The organism is Pseudomonas sichuanensis, assembly GCF_003231305.1.
GTDB lineage: Bacteria > Pseudomonadota > Gammaproteobacteria > Pseudomonadales > Pseudomonadaceae > Aquipseudomonas > Aquipseudomonas sichuanensis.
Map to the genome: position 1 here is coordinate 1 of NZ_QKVM01000064.1, position 17,970 is coordinate 17,970.

A 17,970-nucleotide genomic window follows, 5' to 3' on the forward strand; every position below is an offset into this window, starting at 1 on the left:
GTTCCTGGTGCTGCTCAACGGGAATGCGATGGAACATTCGACATCGCATTCGCGGGTAAACCCGCTCCCACAGGGGCCAGTTGGATCCCGGGAGGTTTATTCGTCGTCGTCGAAGTTGTACATGCCCGGCGCGAGGTTCTCGAAGCGGGTGTACTTGCCGATGAACGCCAGGCGGATGAAGCCGATGGGGCCGTTACGCTGCTTGCCGATGATGATCTCGGCCACGCCCTTGTGCTCGGTCTCGGGGTGATACACCTCGTCGCGGTAGACGAACATGATCACGTCGGCGTCCTGCTCGATTGCACCGGATTCACGCAGGTCGGAGTTGACCGGGCGCTTGTTGGGGCGCTGCTCCAGGGAGCGGTTGAGCTGCGACAGGGCGATGACCGGGCAGTTGAATTCCTTGGCCAGGGCTTTCAACGAGCGGGAGATCTCGGAGATCTCGTTGGTGCGGTTGTCACCGGCCGAGCCCGGGATCTGCATCAGCTGCAGGTAGTCGACCATGATCATGGCGATCTCGCCGTGCTCACGGGCCAGGCGCCGGGTACGGGCACGCATTTCCGAGGGGCTGATGCCGGCGGTGTCGTCGATGAACAGCTTGCGGTCGTTGAGCAGGTTGACCGCGGAAGTGAGGCGCGGCCAGTCGTCATCGTCCAGCTGGCCGGAACGCACTTTGGTCTGGTCGATCCGGCCGAGGGACGAGAGCATACGCATGATCAGCGATTCACCTGGCATCTCGAGGGAGAACACCAGCACCACCTTGTCGCTGCGCAGTACGGCGTTCTCCACCAGGTTCATGGCGAAGGTGGTCTTGCCCATCGACGGACGGCCGGCAACGATGATCAGGTCGGCGGGCTGCAGGCCGCTGGTCTTCTCGTCGAGGTCGGTATAGCCGGTGGAGACACCGGTGATGTCGCTGTCGGAGTTGAACAGCGTGTCGATGCGGTCGATGGCCTTGGTCAACAGCTCGTTGACGCCCACCGGGCCGCCGGTCTTCGGCCGCGCCTCGGCGATCTGGAAGATCTGCCGCTCGGCGTCGTCGAGGATCTCCTCGGCGTTGCGCCCCTGGGGGTTGAAGGCGTTGTCGGCGATGTCGGTACTGATGCTGATCAGCTGGCGCAGTGTGGCCCGCTCGCGAATGATCGCGGCGTAGGCCTTGATATTGGCCACCGACGGCGTGTTCTTGGCCAGCTCAGCCAGATAGGCCAGGCCGCCGACCTGGGTGGAGACGCCTTCCTTGTCCAGTTGCTCGTGCAGCGTCACCACGTCGAACGGGTGGTTGGCGTCGACCAGCTTGTGGATGGCGCGGAAGATCAGGCGGTGGTCATGCCGATAGAAATCGCCATCCGACACCTGATCCAGCACCTTCTCCCAGGCGTTGTTGTCCAGCATCAGGCCACCGAGCACGGCCTGTTCGGCCTCGATGGAATGCGGCGGCACCTTCAGGGCAGCGGTTTGCAGGTCGAGCTGTTCCGGATGGGTAATCTCGTTCATGGCCACGAAAGAATTCTGGGGGGATGATAAAAACAAAGGGCACGGCCTGTAAGAAACAGGACCGTGCCCGATGTTAACCGCCTGGCCCTCAAGGGACCAGCCGATTGCGCAGCTTAGGCAGCTACGACGACCACACGTACGGTGGCTTCAACGTCGCTGTGCAGGTGCACGGCTACGTCGTATTCGCCAACCTGACGGATGGTGCCGTTCGGCAGACGAACTTCAGCCTTGGCCACTTCAACGCCGGAGGCGGTCAGGGCGTCAGCGATGTCGTGGGTGCCGATCGAACCGAACAGCTTGCCTTCGTCGCCAGCGGTGGCAGTGATGGTCACTTCCAGCTCGGCCAGTTGGGCAGCACGGCTTTCAGCCGATGCTTTCTTGTCTGCTGCGGCTTTTTCCAGCTCAGCGCGGCGCTCTTCGAACGCGGCCAGGTTGGCGGCGTTGGCAACGGTGGCCTTGCCGAACGGCAGCAGGAAGTTACGGCCGTAACCGGCCTTAACGTTTACTTTGTCGCCCAGGTTGCCCAGGTTGGCGACTTTTTCCAGCAGGATCAGTTCCATTTGGTAAAACCTCTTAACTTTTAACCTTCACCGTTCGCGGAATCGTCACCCTGCGAAGGGGACTTGCGACCGCGAAAATCAATCAGGCTGTCGACAATGGCCAAAACCACGAGCAACGGATACATCAGCTGCATGAGCAGCGGCAACGTCACGTACATCCCCACCAGCCAGAACCCGGCCAGTCGCCCCTGCGCCACCAACCCATGAATCAGGGCGATGCCAGCCAGAAGCAGTACCAGGCTTGAGGCCGATGCCAGCACGATGAACTGTGACCCGATAAACGGACCCAGTGCCATCAGCGACACCAGTGCCAGCATGGGCACCAGCGGTAGCCTCAGTTCGCGAAACTCGCGGCCGAAACCACCGGGGTTGTACAAGGCTGCCTGCCAATAGCGCGCCAGCATCAAAGCCAGCAGGCTGAACAGCTGCAGCATTACCGCACTGGAAGCGACCAGCAAAGGGCCGATCAGCTCACCAGGTAGTACCGGTTTGCCTTCGAACTGCGGCAGGGCTTTTTCAAGCGCCTTGGCCAGCACTTCGAAGGTTTCGCGCAGCACCGCATCCAGGATCAGGCTGTACAGCAAGCCTAATACGACACTGGACAGCAGCACCCGGCTCCAGGAGTGCCCGGCACGCAACAGCGCAGCCAGGCCCAGCGTTCCCAAAAACACCAGCAAGGTGCTGGGTTCGCCGAAGTACCACATGACCATCGCCGGCAACAGGCCCCAGGCGATGACCGATGAAGCATCCTTGAAACCACGCCGCAGGAACACCAGGCTCCCGGCGGCGGCACTCAACCAGAACAGCAGCGGCAGTACCGCACTGATGACCACCACGAAGGTGGCCTGCACACGACCGCGCATGATGAAACTTGCCAACGCTCGCATGCTTATCCCTTGCTACTTAAGTCGACGACCCGGTCTCAGCGGCCGTGGCTGTCGGTGTAGGGCAGCAGGGCCAGGAAGCGGGCGCGCTTGATAGCGGTAGCCAGCTGACGCTGATAACGAGCTTTGGTACCGGTGATGCGGCTTGGAACGATCTTGCCGGTTTCGGATACGTAAGCTTTCAGGGTGTTGAGATCTTTGAAGTCGATCTCTTTCACGTCTTCAGCAGTGAAGCGGCAGAATTTACGACGACGGAAGAAACGTGCCATGTGATTGGCTCCTCAAAAGGTCCGTGGATTACTCGTCAGCGTTATCGCTGTTGTCGCTGTCATTGCTGTCGTCGCCATCGACGCCATCAGCACTGTCAGGACGTTCGCGACGCTCACGGCGCTCGCTGCGGTTCTCTTCTGCCTTGAGCATCTCGGACGGGCCGGTAACGGCTTCGTCACGACGGATGACCAGGTTACGGATCACGGCATCGTTGTAGCGGAAGTTGTCTTCCAGCTCGGCCAGGGCCTTGCCGGTGCACTCAACGTTCAGCATCACGTAGTGAGCCTTGTGAACATTGTTGATTGCGTAGGCCAGTTGACGACGGCCCCAGTCTTCCAGGCGGTGGATCTTGCCACCATCTTCTTCGATCAGCTTGGTGTAACGCTCAACCATGCCGCCGACTTGCTCGCTCTGATCCGGGTGGACCAGGAAGATGATTTCGTAATGACGCATGAATGCTCCTTACGGGTTAGTAGTCTGCCAGCGAATCTGGTCAGACAAGGAGTGAATGACACTGTAAGTCTTGCCCCGGCGTGTAGGCGCATGCGCACCGGCCAGCTGGCAAGGGGCGCAATTGTAGAGAAGGCCGGGGGGACAAGCAAGGTGATTGGCGAATATTTGAACAGCCGGAAACATATTCGCCCGGCGGGCAGGTTCCTGCGGGAGCAGACTCGTGGGGCGGGGTTCGTGGGAGCGGGCTTGCCCCGCGATACGATGGCATACCCACCACCGCCATCGCGGGGTAAGCCCGCTCCCACAAGCCCGCTCCGCAGGTAACGAATCAGCGCTTGGCCTGGCGCTGACGCACGGCCTCGAACAGGCACACCCCGGTCGCGACCGAGACGTTCAGGCTGCTGACGCTGCCGGCCATCGGCAGCTTGACCAGGAAATCGCAGTGCTCACGGGTCAGGCGACGCATGCCCTTGCCTTCGGCGCCCATGATCATCACCAGCGGGCCGGTCAGGTCCTGCTGGTAGATCTCCTGTTCGGCCTCGCCGGCGGTACCGACCACCCACAGCCCGCGCTGCTGGAGTTTTTCCAGGGTGCGGGCAAGGTTGGTCACGGCCACCAGCGGGATCACTTCGGCGGCACCACAGGCCACCTTGCGCACCACGGCAGTCAGGCTGGCCGACTTGTCCTTGGGGATCACCACCGCGGTAGCGCCCGCGGCATCGGCGGTGCGCAGGCAGGCGCCGAGGTTGTGCGGGTCGGTGACGCCATCGAGCACCAGGATCAGCGGCGGGGTTTCAGTGCGCTCGAGCAACTCCTCGAGCATCAATTCGCCCCACACCTGGCTCGGGCTCACCTCGGCCACGACGCCCTGGTGCACGCCCTCGACCCAGGCATCGAGCTCGCGGCGCTCGGCCTGGCCGACCTGGACGCGGTTTTCCGCGGCCAGGGCCAGCAAGGTCTGCAGACGCGGTTCGCTACGGCCTTCCGACAACCAGATCTGCTTGACCCGCTTGGGATGGTGCTGCAGCAGTGCCTGGACGGCATGCACACCGTAGATCTTTTCCAGCTGACTCATGACTTGTTCTTGCCTTTACGTGGCGCGCCGGACTTCGACGGGCCCTTGCGATGCTTGGCCGGCTTGCCGGAAGCCGACTTGCCGCCTTTTTCCGACTTGCTGGCGGCATGCCCGGTGCGCGCATCGCTCATCAGCGCTTTCTTCATTTCGCGGCTCTTGCGCACTTCGGCGTTACGCTGGACGGCGTCTTTCGGGAAGTAGGCCTCGGCCGTTTCGCCCTTGCGGCTGCGCGGTTTGGGCGAGATTTTCGCCTCGCCGGCAGGTGCTGGCTGGGCGGCCGGTTCGGCGGCACCGGCGCGGGGCTTGCGGCCAACCGGCGCGGTGACGGTCTGCTCGGACATCTCGAAGTCGATCTTGCGCTGCTCGAGGTCGACGCGCATGACCTTGACCTCGACCGTGTCGCCAAGGCGGAAGCTGCGCCCGGTACGCTCGCCCGACAGGCGATGATGAACCGGATCGAAGTGGTAGTAGTCACCCGGCAAGGCACTGACATGCACCAGGCCTTCGACATAGATGTCGGTCAGCTCGATGAACAGGCCAAAGCCGGTCACCGCCGTGATCACGCCTGGGAAAATCTCCCCGACACGGTCACGCATGTACTCGCACTTGAGCCAGTTGACCACGTCGCGGGTGGCCTCGTCGGCGCGGCGCTCGGTCATCGAGCACTGCTCGCCCATCTGCTCGAGGGCATTTTCGTCGTACGGGTAGATACGCGCCTTGGGGATGCTCATGGCACCGGCACGCTTGACGTGCGGGGTATCGACCTTGGAGCGGATCACGCTGCGGATCGCCCGGTGCACCAGCAGGTCCGGGTAACGACGGATCGGCGAGGTGAAGTGGGTGTAGGCTTCGTAGTTCAGGCCGAAGTGGCCATTGTTCTCGACGCTGTACACCGCCTGGCTCAGGGAACGCAGCATGACGGTCTGGATCAGGTGGAAGTCCGGGCGCCCGGCGATGCTCGCCAGCAGGGCCTGGTAGTCCTTCGGCGACGGATCCTTGCCCTTGTGCAGGCTCAGGCCCAGCTCGCCGAGGAAGGCGCGCAGTTTTTCCAGGCGCTCCGGCGGCGGGCCGTCGTGCACGCGGTACAGCGACGGCACGTTGTGCTTCTGCAGGAACGCGGCGGTGGCGACGTTGGCCGCCAGCATGCATTCCTCGATCAACTTGTGGGCGTCGTTGCGCACGGTCGGACGAATTTCGTCGATCTTGCGGTCTTCGCCGAAGATGATCCGGGTTTCCTGGGTCTCGAAATCGATCGCGCCACGGGTGTGACGGGCCGCCAGCAGCACCTTGTACAACGCGTACAGGCTCTTGAGGTCTGGCAGGACCGCACTGTACTCCTCGCGCAGGGCCTTGCCTTCGCGGGTACGGGAATGCTCGAGCATGCTGCTGACCTTGTTGTAGGTCAGGCGCGCATGGGAGTGGATGACACCCTCGTAGAACTGGTAGTCGACCATCTGGCCGGCCTTGTTGATGGTCATTTCACAGACCATGGCCAGGCGATCGACGTGCGGGTTCAACGAGCACAGGCCGTTGGACAGCTCCTCGGGCAGCATCGGGATGACGCGCTCCGGGAAGTACACCGAGTTGCCGCGCTGCTGTGCTTCGGTATCCAGGGCAGAACCCAGGCGCACGTAGCTGGAAACGTCGGCGATCGCCACGTACAGGCGCCAGCCGCCAGAGAACAGGCGCAGCTTGCCCAGCGGCTCGCAGTAGACGGCATCGTCGAAGTCACGGGCGTCTTCACCGTCGATGGTGACGAACGGCAGGTGACGCAGGTCGATGCGCTTCTCTTTGTCTTTTTCTTCGACTTCGGAGCGGAACTTGCGCGCTTCCTTGATCACGTCCTGCGGCCAGACATGGGGGATGTCGTAGCTGCGCAGGGCGATATCGATTTCCATGCCCGGGGCCATGTAGTTGCCGATCACTTCGACAACGTCACCTTGCGGCTGGAAGCGCGGGGTGGGCCAGTGGGTGATCTTGATCGAAACGAACTGGCCGATCTTCGCACCGCCGTTGCGCCCGGCGGTGACCAGCACTTCCTGCTGGATCTTCGGGTTGTCCGGCGTCACATAGCCGATGCCGCCTTCTTCGAAGTAGCGGCCGACCACGCTCTCGTGGGCACGGGAGATGACCTCGACCAGCACGCCCTCGCGGCGGCCACGGCGGTCGACGCCGGAGACCCGGGCAAGGCCACGGTCACCGTCGAAGACCAGGCGCATCTGCGAGGGGCTGAGGAACAGGTCTTCGCTGCCGTCGTCGGGGATCAGGAAACCGAAGCCGTCGCGGTGGCCGGAGACTCGGCCGCAGATCAGGTCGAGCTTGTCTACCGGGGCATAAGTGCCGCGCCGGGTATAGATAAGCTGGCCATCACGCTCCATGGCGCGCAGGCGGCGACGCAGGGCTTCGATCTGGTCTTCTTCATACAGACCGAACTCTGCCGCCAGTTCTTCGCGGGCAGCCGGTTCGCCACGGTCGGCGAGGCGCTGCAGGATCAGCTCACGGCTGGGAATAGGATTGTCGTATTTTTCCGCTTCGCGAGCGGCCTCGGGATCGAGGGATTGCCAATCGGCCATCAGAAGGGGTTCACCTTGGGGTATATAGATATGAATTCTGGCATAGGCGTATTGAAACCGGAAATGTCAGCCTTGGACAGCCCCAGCACAGCGTCCGCCAGGCAGTAATAGACCTGCGGAATCAACAAGTTGAATTTTTTGAAATTTTTTTCGCTCGGGGGCTTTACAGCCTCCAGGACCGCCCGTATAGTGCGCACCACAACGACGGACAACCCCGAAGTTGTAGTAGAGATGAACGGCGCTGTAAAGCATCTTGTAATCTCGAATGTGTGCCCAGGTGGCGGAATTGGTAGACGCGCTGGTTTCAGGTATCAGTGACTTAACGGTCGTGGAAGTTCGAGTCTTCTCCTGGGCACCAAGATTTTCAAGTAATAGATGACCAAGGATCTATTACTACTGTGTGAAAGCGAACGATAGTCGCCTCACCAGATGATTCAAAGCTTTGCCCAGGTGGCGGAATTGGTAGACGCGCTGGTTTCAGGTATCAGTGACTTAACGGTCGTGGAAGTTCGAGTCTTCTCCTGGGCACCATATAAAAACCCACTAGCTTGCTAGTGGGTTTTTTCTTGTCTGCGATTTTTGCTTGCCCCCTCTCCCGCCGAAGATTCTCTAGCGCGCTCGATCTCAAAGACACAGCACGGATCACGGCGAACCCCCATGAATTTCCCGTCATGCGCCCATTTGAGAAACGATTTCGTTTACCATTGTTTCCAAATATGTAGCCGTAAGCGAGGAAGTACCCGCATGACGATCCGCCCGCAACCGCTGATGCGCACCCTGGCCGCTGCAATGCTGAGCCTGGTGATCGGCGCTCCGGCCGCCCTGGCAGACGCCCCGGCCAGCCTGACCATGTACAACGGTCAGCACAAGGAAATCGGCGAAGCCATTGCCAAGGCCTACGAGGCCAAGACCGGTATCCACATCAATATCCGCAAGGGCAGCAGCAACCAGCTGGCCAGCCAGATCATCGAGGAAGGCGACCGCTCGCCCGCCGACATCATCTATACCGAAGAGTCGCCACCGCTGAACAACCTGGGCGAACTGGGCCTGCTGGCGAAGATCGACGACGCCACCCTGAACATGCTGCCCAAGGAATACGTGGGCGCCAATGGCACCTGGATGGGGGTCACTGCCCGCACCCGCGTGGTGGTGTACAACCCGAAGAAGATCGACGAGAAAGACCTGCCCACCACCGTGATGGACTTCGCCGACCCCGAGTGGGAAGGCCGGGTCGGTTACGTGCCCACCAGCGGCGCATTCCAGGAACAGGCCGTGGCCATCCTCAAGATGCACGGGCGCGAAGCCACCGAGGAATGGCTGACCGGCTTGAAAGCGTTCGGCAAGACCTACACCAACAACATGGTTGCCCTGAAGGCCGTGGAAAAAGGCGAAGTCGCCGCCGTGCTGGTGAACAACTACTACTGGTACGCCCTGGAGCGCGAGCGCGGCAAGCTCGACTCCAAGCTGTACTACCTGGCCGATGGCGATGCCGGCAACCTGGTGACCATCTCCGGCGCTGCTGCGGTGAAAGCCAGCAAGCACCCGAAAGAAGCCCAGGCCCTGCTCAACTGGATGGCCAGCGAAGAAGGCCAGCGTGTGATCACCCAGACCACCGCCGAATACCCGCTGCACAAGGGCATGGTCTCGGACCGTGGCCTGAAGCCGTTCGAGGAACTGCGCCCGCCGAAGATCTCGCCGGCCGACCTGGGCAATGCCGAGGAAGCCATCGAGCTCGAACGTGAGGTTGGTCTGCTCTGATGACCGCTGCCCTGCCCTCGCCCGCGCTCTCCCGCTTCGTCCCCAAGCGCAAGCGCCCGTCTGTCTGGGTGCTGCTGCCGGTGCTGTTCCTGGTGGCGATGAGCCTGCTGCCACTGCTGTATGTCGGGCTCAAGGCCTGGGAAGCCGGCGCTCATGAGGCCCTGCGCCTGCTCTGGCGCCCGTTCGTCTGGGGCCTGCTGCGCAACACCCTGTTGCTGATGGCCGGCGTCACCGCGCTGTGCCTGGTGGTGGGCGTGGCCCTGGCCTGGCTGCTGGAACGCAGCGACCTGCCGGGCCGGCGCCTGTGGGGCGTGGTGCTGTGCCTGCCGTTCGCCGTGCCGTCGTTCGTCAGCAGCTTCACCTGGGTGTCGCTGAGTTCGGACTTCGAAGGGTTGGGCGGGGCGATCCTGGTGATGGCGCTGTCCAAATACCCACTGGTGTTCCTGCCGGTGGCCGCCACCCTGCGTAACCTCGACACCGCGCTGGAAGAATCGGCGCGCACCCTGGGTTGCAGCCGCTGGGGCGTGTTCCGCAAGATCACCCTGCCACTGCTCTGGCCATCGATGCTGGGCGGCGCCTTGCTGATCGCCCTGCACATGCTGGTGGAGTTCGGCGCCCTGTCGATTCTTGGCCTGCAGACCTTCACCACGGCGATCTACCAGCAGTTCGAACTGGAGTTCAGCAACGCCAACGCCGCCATGCTTTCGGCAGTGCTGCTGGCGCTGTGCCTGGTAATGCTCTGGCTGGAACTGCGGGTACGCGGCAAGGCCCGCCATGTACGGATCGGCCAGGGCGTGGCGCGTCGCGCCCAGCCGGTCAACCTGCGTGGCTGGATGCCACTGGGGCAACTGCTGTGCCTGGCACTTGCGGTACTGGGCAGCGGCATCCCACTGGCGATGCTCGGCTACTGGCTGAGTGTCGGCTCGTCGGCGGCCTTCCCGGTGGCGGCCATCGGCAAGGCACTGGCCACCTCGCTGTCGGTGTCGCTGGGCGGCGCAGGTTTCTGCGTGCTGCTGGCATTGCCGATCAGCTTCTTGGTGGTGCGCTACAAGGGTCGCCTGGCGATCTGGGCCGAACGCCTGCCGTACCTGCTGCACGCCCTGCCGGGCCTGGTGATCGCGCTGACCCTGGTGTTCTTCGCCCTGCACTACGTGCCGGCGCTGTACCAGACCACTGCCCTGCTGATCCTGGCCTATGCCCTGCTGTTCCTGCCACTGGCCCAGTCGCCGGTGCGCACGGCGCTGAACAAGGCTTCACCGACACTGGAAGAGGCGGCGCGCACGCTGGGTGCGAGCAGCTTCGCGGCGTTCTGCCGGGTGACCCTGCCGATCATCTTCCCGGCGATGGCGGCGGCATTTGCGCTGGTGTTCCTGGATGCCATGAAGGAGCTGACCGCCACCTTGCTGCTCAGCCCGACCGGGATGACCACGCTGGCAACCGAGGTGTGGGCGCATACCGCCAACGTCGAGTTTGCGGCGGCGGCGCCTTATGCGGCGCTGTTGATCGTGGTGTCGGGGTTGCCGGTGTATCTGCTGACCACGCGGATGTATCTGAACAAGGCGTAAGGCCCTATCGCGGGGCAAGCCCGCTCCCACGGAACCTGTGCAAGGCTCTGTGGGAGCAACTGCCTTCTTGTAGAGGCTGGCTTTGCACAGACTCGTGGGAGCGGGCTTGCCCCGCGATGCTTTTCAGGCCCGGAACTGCCCCAGGCTCGCGCGCAACTGCGCCGCCAGGTCATCCAGGACCTTGCTGCTGGCCGTGGTCTGCATCACCACCTCGGCTGAGCGCTCGGCCTGGGCATGGATGTTCTCCACCCGCCCACGCACTGCCTGCGCGCCATTGGCCTGCTGCTCCGCCGCACGGGTAGCCAGGCCGATCGCCGCATGCACCTGCTCAACCGCCGCCTGCACCGACTGCTGGCGCCGTTCGTTGTCACGCAGCACCAGCAAGCCTTCGCTGGCCTGGCGCCCGGCCTGACTGATGGTGGCGACCGCCTCCTTGGCGCCCTCCTGCAAAGCGGTGATGTGCGACTGGATATCGCCAGTCGAACTCTGCGTCTTGCTCGCCAGCGCCCGCACCTCGTCAGCCACCACGGCGAAGCCACGCCCGGTCTCGCCCGCCCGCGCCGCCTCGATGGCGGCATTGAGCGCCAGCAGGTTGGTCTGCTCGGCAATGCCATGGATGACCGTCAGCACCACTTCGATCTGCTCGCTTTGCTTGGCCAGCCGCTCGATCACCTGGGAGCCGGTCTCTACTTCGCCGGCCAGGTTCTCGATCAGCCGCGCCAGCTGCGTAGACGCACGGCTGTTCTCATCGGTGGCCTGGCGGATATCCACCACTTGCTGCAATGCGGCCTGCATGGCATGGCTTTCGGCCTGGGCCTCGTCGGCCATGCTCGACAGGTCGCGCAGGCTGGCGGCCACTTCATCGCGCTGCAGCGCCGCCGCAGCGTCGGCCCCGGCATTACGCTGGGCCATGCTGCCGATCTCCACCCCGGTGCGCTGGGCCACCTCACCGGCCTCGCGAACGATGGGTTGCAGCTTGTCGACGAAGCGGTTGACCGCCGAAGCCATGTCGCCGATCTCGTCGCGGCTGTCGAGGGTCACACGCTTGGTGAGGTCGCCCTCGCCCGCAGCCAGGTCGTTGAGCGCGGCAATCAGCAGGCGCAGCTTGCTGAGCACCCGGCGCCCGAGCACCACGGCGACCACCAGCAACACCCCCAGCCCGACCAGCACCAGGCCCAGGCCGATACGCCAGCGCAACTCGCCTGCGGCGTCACGCACGGTCTGCGCGGTATTGGCCTGCATCGCCGTGGCGCTGTTCTGGGCTGTTTCCAGGCGGGCGCGCAGGGCCTTGCCACTGTCGGCGGCGGCGGCCACCAGGCTGTCGCCTACCAACTGCTCACCACTGCCGATCAACGCGGCAAAACGCTGGTCGAGCGCCTTTAGCTCCTGATCGACGCCCGCCGTGGAAACGCCCATCAGCACCTTGCCGATCTCGGCGCCATTGGGGCTGATGGACGCTTCGACGAAGTACACCGACGGGTCCTTGCGCGCCGCATCCAGCACCTTGTCCAGCGCCCGCTCGCCCTGGCCCTTGTCCATCAGTGCCTGGTTGATCGGGTTCTGTCGGTTGAGGTAGCGGGTCAGGTGCTGGCCCTGGGCGTCGTCATAGATCACGAACAGTACGTTGGGGTTGCGCTGGGCGCGGCGGGCGAAGTCCGACAACATCGGCACATCGTTATCCCAGATGGCGCGCGGCGCCACCGACGCCAGGAGCTCGGCCATGTCGTTGGCCGAGTCCTTGAGGTTCTTTTCCAGGGTCGCGCGCAGTTGCTGCTGCTCGCCCTGCAGCCGCTCGGAAAGGCCGGCACTCAGGCGCTGACGGGTACTGGCAGAGAGGCTGTCGAGCCCGGCGCGCACATCCTGGCCGGCCTGCTCCAGTTCTGCGGCCAGTTTCTGGCTGTCATGCCCCAGGCGCTCGCCCAAATCGGCCTCCAGGGCCGTGACCGTGCTCCGTGTCAGTGCAACGGCGACCAGCACCTGCACCAGAAGAGCGATACCAAGCGCAACAAACACAGGCCGCAACAGGCGGCTTCGTAACAGTGAAAGGATGGCAGACACGTTGTAACCCTCGTGTTTCTGGCGCCATTACTTTGATGGCATCTACGGAAACTTCTTACAGCAAGGGTTGTGCCGAATGTAGGAGGTAAAAATGCCAGTCCAGGCGGCATCAATACCTGCGACAGAGTTGGAAGCAAAGCGACATTTCTGTGGGAGCGGGTTTACCCGCGAATGCAATGCTGGATTCACCGCCGCATTCGCGGCGGTTCGACGCTTCGATAAACCCGCTCCCACAGAGACTCGGCTGTGGCGCCACATAGAAACAAAAACGCCGCGATCCCTTGCGGGAGCGCGGCGTTCGATCAGCCGGAAAGGCTAATCAGGCAAACGGATGACGCAGCACGATGGTCTCGTTGCGGTCCGGGCCAGTCGAGATGATGTCGATCGGCGCGCCGACCAGCTCCTCGATGCGCTTGATGTAATCGCGCGCGGCCTGTGGCAGCTCTTCCAGGGTTTTAACGCCCAGGGTCGACTCGCTCCAGCCTGGCATCTCTTCGTACACCGGCTCCAGGCCGATGTAGCTGTCGGCATCGGAAGGTGCGTCGATGACGGCACCGTTCTCGTTCTTGTAGCCCACGCAGATGTTGATGGTTTCCAGGCCGTCCAGTACGTCCAGCTTGGTCAGGCAGATGCCCGAGATGCTGTTGACGTCGATGGCGCGACGCAGGATTACCGCATCGAACCAGCCGCAACGACGGGCACGGCCGGTGGTGGAACCGAACTCGTGACCACGCTTGGCCAGGGTGGCGCCGGTTTCGTCGAACAGTTCGGTCGGGAACGGACCGGAACCGACACGGGTGGTGTAGGCCTTGGTGATGCCGAGGATATAGTCCAGGTACATCGGGCCAACGCCGGAACCGGTGGAGATGCCGCCAGCGGTGGTGTTCGAACTGGTGACGTACGGGTAGGTACCGTGGTCGATGTCCAGCAGCGAGCCCTGGGCGCCTTCGAACATGATGTCCTTGCCGGCGCGGCGCAGGTTGTGCAGCTCGGCGGTAACGTCGAGCATCATCGGCTTGAGCTGCTCGGCGTAGGCCATGCACTCGTCCAGGGTCTGCTGGAAGTCGATGGCCGGCTCTTTGTAGTAATTCACCAGCTGGAAGTTGTGGTAGTCCAGCAGCTCACCGAGCTTGGCGGCGAAACGCTCGCGGTGGAACAGGTCGCCCACACGCAGGCCGCGACGCGCAACCTTGTCTTCGTAGGCTGGGCCGATGCCACGGCCGGTGGTGCCGATCTTGGCTTCGCCACGGGCTTTTTCACGGGCCTGATCGAGGGCCACGTGGTACGACAGGATCAGCGGGGCAGCCGGGCTGATGCGCAGACGCTCGCGCACCGGCACGCCCTTCTCTTCCAGCTTGGTGATTTCGCGCATCAGCGCATCCGGGGCAACGACCACGCCGTTGCCGATCAGGCACTGTACGCCTTCACGCAGGATGCCCGATGGAATCAGGTGCAGAACGGTCTTCTCACCGTTGATCACCAGGGTGTGACCCGCGTTGTGGCCACCTTGGTAGCGCACGACGGCGGCAGCATGTTCGGTCAGCAGATCGACGATCTTGCCTTTGCCCTCATCACCCCACTGGGTGCCCAGGACGACGACATTCTTACCCATAACACTTGTCCTCATTCACGCAAACTTGGTTGCCGGCCCATCGCCGGCGAAGAATCTCAATGGGTCAGCGGCAGAACCTGCCAGCGCCCGTCTTGCTGAATCAATTGCCGATCACAATCCGCCTCAAGGGCAGCACTCAGCGGCTGGCCAGGCAGAGCCTGGACCACACGCTGGCCCTCGTTGCGCAACTGGCAGACTTGCTGCCAGAGGGCCGCATCACCGCTGTCGGGCATCCAGATGCCGCCAGCCGGGAGTACGACCTCCGCTCGCCCCAGTGTGACCAGGGTCTTCAAATCCGTGGAGAAACCGGTGGCCGGGCGTGCCCGGCCGAAGTCGGCGCCAATGTCGTCGTAACGCCCGCCCTGGGCGATCGATTGACCCTCGCCAGGCACGAAGACGGCGAACACCACGCCGGTGTGGTAGTGGTAGCCGCGCAGCTCGCCGAGGTCGAAGTACAGCGGCAGGTCCGGGTAGCGCGAGGCCAGGCGGTCAGCGATCGCCAGCAGGTCGTCCAGCGCTGCCAGCACGCTGGCCGGGGCACGGCCCAGGCGCACGCGGGCTTCGGCCAGCACTTCGCGACCACCGCACAGCTCGCACAGGGCGCGCAGCATGTTGCCGAGGTCTTGCGGCAGGTTGGCGGTCAGCGCCTGAACTTCATCGACAGCCTTGCGCTGCAGGGCATCGAACAGCTGCTGCTCGACGTCACCCGACAGGTTGGCGGCGCGGGCCAGGCCACGGTAGATGCCGACATGGCCGAGGTCCATGTGCACATCCGCCACGTCGGTCAGCTGCAGCGTGGCGAGCATCAGGCTGATGACTTCGACATCGCTGGTGGGGCTGGCGTCGCCGTACAGTTCGGCGCCCAACTGGATCGGGCTGCGCGAAGTGGACAGCGCGCGTGGCTGGGCATGCAGCACGCTACCGGCATAGCACAGGCGGCTCGGGCCTTCGCGGCGCAGGGTGTGGGCATCGATGCGCGCCACCTGCGGGGTGAAGTCGGCGCGGAAGCCCATCAGGCGCCCGGACTGCGGATCGACAACCTTGAAGGTGCGCTCGTCCAGGTCCGCACCGGCACCGGTCAGCAGCGACTCCAGGTATTCGATATGGGGGGTGACCACCAGCTCGTAACCCCAGCTCTGGAACAGGTCCAACACCTGCCGACGCGCGATCTCGATGCGCGCAGCCTCAGGTGGCAGTACTTCCTCGATGCCATCTGGCAGAAGCCAGCGGTCTACCGTTGCCATTACGCCATTTCCCCTTTGGTCCGGGCGGCCACCCTGCGGGCTAGCCTTGAGTGAAACGGGCCCTGGCGGACAGCAGCGGGCAGGACCGAACCCAGCGCAGCCACCGTTACCAACACCCTTGAATACCTTGCGCCGGGGCCGTTACATCGGCCAATCAACCTTACAGACGCAAAAAAGCCGGGAATTTCCCGGCTGCCGCATCATACACCCCTTTTCATTCAGGATGCACCCCGCCAGGCATTTTAGCTGCCGGGCGGGGCGCGCCCATCATGAGAGCAACCTCAGGGCTTGCTCTTGTCCAGGAAACGGAAGAACTCGTTCTTCGGGTCCAGGACCAGCACGTCGCTCTTGCTGGAGAAGCTCTCGCGGTAGGCCTGCAGGCTACGGTAGAACGCGTAGAAATCGGCGTCCTGGGTGTAGGCCTTGGCATAGATGGCAGCCGACTGGGCGTCGCCATCACCGCGGGTCTCTTCCGCTTCACGATACGCTTCGGCCAGCAGCACGCGGCGCTGACGATCGGCGTCGGCACGAATGCCTTCGGCCAGCTCGTTACCCTTGGCGCGGTGCTCGCGGGCCTCACGCTCACGCTCGGTGCTCATGCGGTCGAACACGCTGCGGTTGACTTCCTTGGGCAGGTCGATGGCCTTGACGCGAACGTCGACCACTTCGATACCCAACTCCTTGCTGGCCATGCGGTTCAGCGAGGCGGTGATGTCAGCCATCAGTGCGTCACGCTCACCCGACACCACTTCGTGCAGGGTGCGCTTACCGAACTGGTCACGCAGGCCGCTTTCCAGACGACGCGACAGACGCTCGTCGGCGATCTGCTTCATACCCGAGGTAGCGGTGTAGAAGCGCTCGGCGTCCTTGACGCGCCACTTGGCGTAGGCGTCGACCATCACGGCTTTCTTCTCCAGCGTCAGGAAACGCTGGGTCGGGGCGTCGAGGGTCATCAGGCGGGCGTCGAACTTGCGCACCTGGTTCACGTACGGCACCTTCACATGCAGGCCAGGCTGGACATCGGCCTTGACCACGCGACCGAACTGCAGCAATACCGCACGCTCGGTTTGCGAAACGATGTAGAAGCAGTTCCAGGCGACGATCGCCAGCACCACGGCGCCAATCAGGGCGAACAGCGATTTATTGCTCATCAGCGGCTCTCCCTGGAACGCAGCGGCGGTTGTTGCTGTTGCAGGTCCTGCGCGGCGCGCGCGGCTGCGTCGTTAGCCGACGAGGTCGATGCACCGGCGGATGGAGCTGCAGCGTTGTTGCGGCCGCTTTCGACCATCTTGTCCAGCGGCAGGTAGAGCAGGTTGTTCTGCCCATCCTTGGTTGCCACCAGGACTTTGCTGGAGTTGCTGTACACCTCCTGCATGGTCTCGAGGTACAGGCGCTGACGGGTAACCTCTGGCGCCTTGCGGTACTCGGCGACCAGCTTGGTGAAGCGATCGGCCTCACCCTTGGCGCGGGCGATGACTTCATCGCGGTAGCCATTGGCGTCCTCGATGATGCGCTGCGCCTGACCACGGGCTTCCGGCACCACGCCGTTGGCGTAGGATTCGGCCTGGTTGCGGGCACGCTGCTCGTCTTCACGGGCACGGATCACGTCGTCGAAGGCCTCTTGCACTTCACGCGGGGCTGCCGCGCTCTGCACGTTGACCTGGGTCACGGTGATACCGGTACGGTAGGTGTCGAGGAAACGCTGCAGGCGCTCGCGGATGTCCACGGCCATCTGCTCACGGCCTTCAGTCAGCACCTGGTCCATCGAGGTGGAACCCACCACGTGGCGCAGGGCGCTGTCGGTCGCATGCTGCAGGCTGACTTCCGGCTGGTCGACGTTAAGCACGAAGTCCTGCAGGTTGCTGATGCGGTACTGCACGGTCAGCGGAACTTCGACGATGTTCTCGTCTTCGGTGAGCATCTGGCCCTGCTTGGTGTAGGCCCGCTCACGGGTCACGTTTTCCATGTACTTGCGGTCGATCGGCGGGAAATAGATATTCAAGCCGGGGCCGACGGTCTCGTAGTACTTGCCGAAGCGCAGCACGACCGCCTGCTCCTGCTCGTCCACCACGTACACGGCGTTGTACAGCCAGATCGCCGCCAGCACCGCCAGGCCTACGCCCAGCAGGCCCAGGCCGCCACCTTTGCCGATATTGCGGTCGCTGTTGCCACCGCGCTTCTTGCCACTGCCGAACATGCCGTTCAGGCTGTCCTGCAGCTTGCGGAAGGCCTCGTCCAGATCCGGTGGACCTTTCTTGTCGCCACCGCCGCCACCGCGACGACCGCCCCAGGGATCCTGATTGTTCGAGTTGCCACCCGGCTCGTTCCAAGCCATAGCGCTCTCCATCTGATAAAGCAAAGACGCGCCCACGGCGCGCCGTCCAATGCTACAGAATGCCTGTCACTGCTGCCCGGCGACCTCGA

General features: G+C 63.4%; 14 protein-coding genes, 2 tRNA genes and 1 pseudogene. 4 read left to right on the forward strand and 13 right to left on the reverse strand.

The window, feature by feature from the left end:
* Positions 1-96: 96 nt before the first annotated feature.
* The 7 genes from dnaB to rnr all read right to left on the reverse strand — a co-directional run bounded on the left by dnaB (position 97) and on the right by rnr (position 7,309).
* Positions 97-1,494 (reverse strand): replicative DNA helicase, encoded by a 1,398-nt coding sequence (gene dnaB / locus DM373_RS25095; RefSeq protein WP_110996121.1) that lies wholly within the window; start codon positions 1,492-1,494, stop codon positions 97-99.
* 113 nt (positions 1,495-1,607) lie between these two features.
* Positions 1,608-2,054 (reverse strand): 50S ribosomal protein L9, encoded by a 447-nt coding sequence (rplI, locus tag DM373_RS25100; RefSeq protein WP_011535934.1) that lies wholly within the window; start codon positions 2,052-2,054, stop codon positions 1,608-1,610.
* Between the two features lie 20 nt (positions 2,055-2,074).
* Entirely contained in the window at positions 2,075-2,941 is an 867-nt protein-coding gene (locus DM373_RS25105; RefSeq protein WP_110996122.1) for a hypothetical protein, read from the reverse strand.
* A 35-nt stretch (positions 2,942-2,976) separates the two neighbouring features.
* The gene (rpsR, locus tag DM373_RS25110; RefSeq protein ID WP_003249563.1) at positions 2,977-3,207 is read right to left on the reverse strand and encodes a 30S ribosomal protein S18; all 231 of its coding nucleotides are present in this window, start codon (positions 3,205-3,207) and stop codon (positions 2,977-2,979) included.
* Between the two features lie 28 nt (positions 3,208-3,235).
* Positions 3,236-3,661 (reverse strand): 30S ribosomal protein S6, encoded by a 426-nt coding sequence (rpsF, locus tag DM373_RS25115; RefSeq protein ID WP_110996123.1) that lies wholly within the window; start codon positions 3,659-3,661, stop codon positions 3,236-3,238.
* Between the two features lie 328 nt (positions 3,662-3,989).
* Positions 3,990-4,736: a 23S rRNA (guanosine(2251)-2'-O)-methyltransferase RlmB gene (gene rlmB / locus DM373_RS25120; protein WP_110996124.1), complete on the reverse strand. Its 747-nt coding sequence runs from the start codon at positions 4,734-4,736 to the stop codon at positions 3,990-3,992.
* The gene (rnr, locus tag DM373_RS25125; protein ID WP_110996125.1) at positions 4,733-7,309 is read right to left on the reverse strand and encodes a ribonuclease R; all 2,577 of its coding nucleotides are present in this window, start codon (positions 7,307-7,309) and stop codon (positions 4,733-4,735) included. The genes rlmB and rnr overlap by 4 nt, the downstream gene beginning before the upstream one ends.
* Positions 7,310-7,580: 271 nt before the next feature.
* Between rnr and DM373_RS25130 the strand changes: the two genes are divergently transcribed.
* The 4 genes from DM373_RS25130 (at position 7,581) to DM373_RS25145 (ending at position 10,632) form a co-directional block, all read left to right on the forward strand.
* Positions 7,581-7,667: transfer RNA gene (locus tag DM373_RS25130), tRNA-Leu, on the forward strand.
* 86 nt (positions 7,668-7,753) lie between these two features.
* Positions 7,754-7,840: transfer RNA gene (locus tag DM373_RS25135), tRNA-Leu, on the forward strand.
* Positions 7,841-8,053: 213 nt separating this feature from the next.
* Positions 8,054-9,067: an extracellular solute-binding protein gene (locus tag DM373_RS25140; protein ID WP_110996126.1), complete on the forward strand. Its 1,014-nt coding sequence runs from the start codon at positions 8,054-8,056 to the stop codon at positions 9,065-9,067.
* On the forward strand, positions 9,067-10,632 hold the full coding sequence (locus DM373_RS25145) for an ABC transporter permease (RefSeq protein ID WP_110996127.1): 1,566 nt from the start codon (positions 9,067-9,069) through the stop codon (positions 10,630-10,632). The genes DM373_RS25140 and DM373_RS25145 overlap by 1 nt, the downstream gene beginning before the upstream one ends.
* A gap of 123 nt (positions 10,633-10,755) precedes the next feature.
* Here DM373_RS25145 and DM373_RS29830 read toward each other — a convergent pair whose 3' ends face one another.
* The 6 genes and pseudogenes from DM373_RS29830 to hflK form a co-directional block, all read right to left on the reverse strand.
* Positions 10,756-11,640 carry a methyl-accepting chemotaxis protein gene (locus DM373_RS29830; RefSeq protein WP_425272612.1) on the reverse strand — a complete coding sequence of 295 codons (885 nt, stop codon included), beginning with the start codon at positions 11,638-11,640 and terminating at the stop codon, positions 10,756-10,758.
* A 21-nt stretch (positions 11,641-11,661) separates the two neighbouring features.
* Positions 11,662-12,354 (reverse strand): annotated as a pseudogene (locus DM373_RS29835) (methyl-accepting chemotaxis protein); the annotation flags it as partial.
* A 655-nt stretch (positions 12,355-13,009) separates the two neighbouring features.
* Positions 13,010-14,302, reverse strand: coding sequence for an adenylosuccinate synthase (locus DM373_RS25155; RefSeq protein ID WP_003249542.1), 1,293 nt, complete (start codon positions 14,300-14,302; stop codon positions 13,010-13,012).
* Positions 14,303-14,358: 56 nt separating this feature from the next.
* A complete protein-coding gene (locus DM373_RS25160) occupies positions 14,359-15,546 on the reverse strand; it encodes an ATP phosphoribosyltransferase regulatory subunit (protein ID WP_110996129.1) in 1,188 nt (395 codons plus the stop codon).
* Positions 15,547-15,827: 281 nt separating this feature from the next.
* The gene (hflC, locus tag DM373_RS25165; protein WP_110996130.1) at positions 15,828-16,697 is read right to left on the reverse strand and encodes a protease modulator HflC; all 870 of its coding nucleotides are present in this window, start codon (positions 16,695-16,697) and stop codon (positions 15,828-15,830) included.
* On the reverse strand, positions 16,697-17,881 hold the full coding sequence (gene hflK, locus DM373_RS25170; RefSeq protein ID WP_110996131.1) for an FtsH protease activity modulator HflK: 1,185 nt from the start codon (positions 17,879-17,881) through the stop codon (positions 16,697-16,699). The genes hflC and hflK overlap by 1 nt, the downstream gene beginning before the upstream one ends.
* Between the last annotated feature and the right edge of the window lie 89 nt (positions 17,882-17,970).

Bases quoted from the DNA above. Each gene is read 5' to 3' on its own strand.
- dnaB (WP_110996121.1), bottom strand. From the start codon at position 1,494: ATGAACGAGATTACCCATCCGGAACAGCTCGACCTGCAAACCGCTGCC.
- rplI (WP_011535934.1), bottom strand. From the start codon at position 2,054: ATGGAACTGATCCTGCTGGAAAAAGTCGCCAACCTGGGCAACCTGGGC.
- DM373_RS25105 (WP_110996122.1), bottom strand. From the start codon at position 2,941: ATGCGAGCGTTGGCAAGTTTCATCATGCGCGGTCGTGTGCAGGCCACC.
- rpsR (WP_003249563.1), bottom strand. From the start codon at position 3,207: ATGGCACGTTTCTTCCGTCGTCGTAAATTCTGCCGCTTCACTGCTGAA.
- rpsF (WP_110996123.1), bottom strand. From the start codon at position 3,661: ATGCGTCATTACGAAATCATCTTCCTGGTCCACCCGGATCAGAGCGAG.
- rlmB (WP_110996124.1), bottom strand. From the start codon at position 4,736: ATGAGTCAGCTGGAAAAGATCTACGGTGTGCATGCCGTCCAGGCACTG.
- rnr (WP_110996125.1), bottom strand. From the start codon at position 7,309: ATGGCCGATTGGCAATCCCTCGATCCCGAGGCCGCTCGCGAAGCGGAA.
- DM373_RS25140 (WP_110996126.1), top strand. From the start codon at position 8,054: ATGACGATCCGCCCGCAACCGCTGATGCGCACCCTGGCCGCTGCAATG.
- DM373_RS25145 (WP_110996127.1), top strand. From the start codon at position 9,067: ATGACCGCTGCCCTGCCCTCGCCCGCGCTCTCCCGCTTCGTCCCCAAG.
- DM373_RS29830 (WP_425272612.1), bottom strand. From the start codon at position 11,640: ATGGCTTCGGCGGTCAACCGCTTCGTCGACAAGCTGCAACCCATCGTT.
- DM373_RS25155 (WP_003249542.1), bottom strand. From the start codon at position 14,302: ATGGGTAAGAATGTCGTCGTCCTGGGCACCCAGTGGGGTGATGAGGGC.
- DM373_RS25160 (WP_110996129.1), bottom strand. From the start codon at position 15,546: ATGGCAACGGTAGACCGCTGGCTTCTGCCAGATGGCATCGAGGAAGTA.
- hflC (WP_110996130.1), bottom strand. From the start codon at position 16,697: ATGAGCAATAAATCGCTGTTCGCCCTGATTGGCGCCGTGGTGCTGGCG.
- hflK (WP_110996131.1), bottom strand. From the start codon at position 17,881: ATGGCTTGGAACGAGCCGGGTGGCAACTCGAACAATCAGGATCCCTGG.